Raw genomic sequence first — 3,354 nt, forward strand, 5'->3', positions numbered from 1 at the left:
GCATTCAGCGCCAGGATGTTGGTCTGGAACGCGATCGAGTCGATCGTGCCGATGATGTCGCCGATCTGGCGGCTGGCCGTGCTGATCTCGTCCATCGTGGTCACCACCTGCGCGACCACGTTGCCACCGCGCTGGGCCGCGCGGTCGGACTCGCCGACCAGCTGATGCGCCTGCGCGGCCGACGCCGCCGTCTGGCTCATGGAGCTGGCGAGCTCCTCGAGCGCCGACGCGGTTTCCTGCAGGTGGCTGGCCGACTGCTCGGTCCGCGAGGACAGGTCGCGGCTGCCGGCGGCGACTTCGGCGGAAGCCGTGCCGATGGAATCGCTGGCCTGGCGCACCTCGTTGATCGTGCGCGACAGCTGCAGCCGCATGCGCTCGACGCCCGCGGCGAGCGCGCCCAGGTCATCCTGCTGGCGCACGAGGACCGGCCGCGTCAGGTCGCCATTGGCGACCGCGCCGACGGCCTCGTTCAGGTCGGCCAGCGGCTGGCCCACCCAGCGACCCAGCATCCAGGTCACGCCCAGGCCCAGCAGCACCACCGTCGCCAGCATCAGGCCCCACAGCACCCACAGCGTGGTGTTGTGCGCCGCCAGCGCCTGCGCGCGCGAGGCTTCGGCGATCACCCACCAGCCGGTGGCCTGCGACTTGCGCGCCACCGCGAACGCGTCCTGGTAGCTGTCGCCGTAGACCGCCTGGACCTCCTCCAGCACGCCGTCGGCGTCCTCGGTCACCGTCTTGACGTAGCGCTCGGCCTGGTCGGCCGGCATCAGCTCCGACAGCTTCTTGCCCTGGGCGCGCGGATGCGCGCGCAGCAGCGCGTCGGCCGGCGTCTTGCCCGGATCGAGCAGGTACAGACCGCCGGAGCCGTAGAGCTTGACCGCGTCGGCCATCTTGACCAGTTCCTGGTGCAGCCCGCGCATGTCGAAGCCGATGTACAGGATGCCGACGACCTTGCCGCCCGCGTCCTTGATCGGCGAGTAGCGCGTCATGTAGGGCACCTTGAACAGCGTCGCCGGCCCGACATAGGTCTCGCCGGCCGCGAGCTTGGCGTAGGCTGCGCCGGCGCGGTCCAGCGTCGTGCCGACCGCGCGCGAGCCGTCTTCCTTCTTCACCGAGGTGGTGATGCGGATGAAGTCGTCCGTGCCCTTGCGCGCGAAGATCGTCGCGTTGCCGCCGGTCAGGCGCGTGAAGCGGTCCACCGCCTCGAAGTTGCCATTGAGCTTCTGGCCGTTGAAGGCCAGCTCGCCGTCGCCTTCCAGCGTGAAGGCCCCACCGGCGAAGTCACCCGCCAGCACGTCGTACAGCCGGTTGGCCGAGTCGCGCGCGGTGCGGTCCAGCGCGTCGGCGACGCGGGCGACCGAGGAGGCCTCGGCCGACATGTAGTCCAGCGTGCGCTGCTGCGCCTGGTTGGTCAGCACCCAGGACAGGGCGCCGCAGATGACGATCAGCAGCGCCGCGATCGCGACGCTCGACCAGATGGAAACGCGACGGGCCACCGTCGCGCGAACGGCGTTGTTGTTGTTCATGACAGGACGGCCGCGTCGCCGCGGGCGGGAGTGAGGGGAGGTCTCCTGGCGCGTCGTTGTCGTTTTGTCTTTGCGCCCGGTCAAACTTTATTCCCCTTGAGCCGTGCCGCGCAGCTTCCTGTGACCGCACTTCAAGGGATAACCCGCAGCTATTCGATCCCCCCGTGAAGTAATGCGCGGCCGTCTTCCGAGGGGAGGACAGCGCTATCGCCCGCGCGACGGCGACCGACCGGGCGGTCGGCTTTTCCTGAAGATCGCCCCGCAGCGGCGCCGGCCGCCCTCACTCGGCGGAGATGCCGCGGCTGCGGATCAGCGCATGCCACTTCTGGGTCTCGGCCTGGATGAAGCGCGCGAGGGACGCCGCGTCGCCGGGCGCGACCTCCAGGCCGAAATCTTCGAGCCGGGCCTTCAGGTCGGGCTGGGCCAGCGCCTTCGCCAGCTCCGCGCCCAGGCGCGAGACGATCGCCTCCGGCGTGCCCTTGGGCACGAACAGGCCCTGCCAGGCGCTGACCTCCACGCCGCTGATGCCGGTCTCGTCGAAGCTGGGCACGTCGGGCAGCGCGGCGATGCGCCGCGGCGCGAGCACCGCCAGCGCCTTGAGCTTGCCGGCGCGCAGGTGGGGCAGCGCGGCGGCGGTGTCCAGGATGCCCATCGGCACCACGCCGGCGATCAGGTCCTGGGTCGAGAAGGCCGTGCCGCGATAGGGCACGTGGACGATGTAGCTGTGGGTGCGGTCCTTCAGCAGCTCCATCGCCAGGTGGTGCGGGCTGCCGACGCCGGGCGACGCGTAGCTGTACTTGCCGGGCTTGGCCTTGATGGTCTCGAGCCACTGCTTCGCGCTGGTGAAGCCGGCGCCCGGGTTCACCACCAGCAGCAGCGGGAAGCGGGCCATGAAGCCGACCGGCGCGAAGTCCGACGGCGCGTAGGGCAGCTTCTTGTAGAGCGCGCTGTTGAAGACCATCGCGCCGTTGTCGCCGGTCAGGATCGTGTAGCCGTCGGGCGGCGACTTCGCGGCGTTGTCGGTGCCGATGATGCCGGCCGCGCCGGGCTTGTTGTCGATGACCAGGGTCTGGCCGAGCGCCTTGCCCAGCACCGGCGCGAGCTGGCGGGCGAGGAAGTCCGAACCGCCGCCCGCCGGGTAGGCCACGACCCAGCGCACCGGCCGGCTCGGCCAGCTGTCCGCGCGCGCCGCGCCGGGCCAGCCGAGCGCCGCGGCGCTGGCGCCGAGGGCACCGGTGATCAGCAGGGAGCGGCGCACGGCATCTGTGGCCGCATCGGTGGTCGCATCGGTGGCCGCATCGGTCTGATGGGTGGGCATGAAGGAGCTCTCCGGGTGGCGATGGCGGCCATCCTAGCCAGCCCCGCGAGCGCCCCCTTGGGGGACAACCCCATCAGCGCCCGTCGACCGCGGCCGCGCTCGCCGCGATGTCGGCGGCGCCGGCGGCGGGCGGCGCCAGTTCCATCATCGCCACGCGCTGGTTCATGTCGCTGCCGCTGTCCTGGTTGCGGAACGCGATCTGCATCACGTAGAGCGTGTCGCGCTCGGCGCCCTGGCAGGCCAGGCTCCGCACCGCGCGACGCACGGCGGCCGCGTAGACCCAGGGGCCGCGGGACTGGTGGACGTCCGAGATGGTGCTGCCGTTGAGGCGGAAGCTCACCGTGGCCAGGCCTTCCTTGCCTTCGATGTACTGCTGCCGGGCCAGCCGGTTCGAACAGCGCCTGGTCGACGCCGGGGCAGGTGGCGCGCACGTCGGTGCGCGGGATCTCGCCGGGGCGCCGGCCGGAGATCTCCACGCGCTGCAGGTCGTCGGGCGCGGCCTGCGCGGCG

3 protein-coding genes are annotated in these 3,354 nt (G+C 71.4%); all 3 read right to left on the reverse strand.

Annotated features, from left to right (window positions below):
- A partial coding sequence (locus tag FUT87_RS09945) for a Cache 3/Cache 2 fusion domain-containing protein (RefSeq protein ID WP_147240915.1) occupies positions 1-1,526 on the reverse strand: 1,526 nt, incomplete at its 3' end.
- Positions 1,527-1,806: 280 nt separating this feature from the next.
- Positions 1,807-2,844, reverse strand: coding sequence for a tripartite tricarboxylate transporter substrate binding protein (locus FUT87_RS09950; RefSeq protein WP_147240916.1), 1,038 nt, complete (start codon positions 2,842-2,844; stop codon positions 1,807-1,809).
- A gap of 73 nt (positions 2,845-2,917) precedes the next feature.
- Positions 2,918-3,184 carry a hypothetical protein gene (locus tag FUT87_RS09955; protein WP_147240917.1) on the reverse strand — a complete coding sequence of 89 codons (267 nt, stop codon included), beginning with the start codon at positions 3,182-3,184 and terminating at the stop codon, positions 2,918-2,920.
- Between the last annotated feature and the right edge of the window lie 170 nt (positions 3,185-3,354).

It is taken from the genome of Mitsuaria sp. TWR114 (assembly GCF_007997345.1).

What these genes read in the sequence shown, in the direction of transcription:
- FUT87_RS09950 (WP_147240916.1), bottom strand. Translation starts at nt 2,844, where the DNA reads ATGCCCACCCATCAGACCGATGCGGCCACCGATGCGACCACCGATGCG.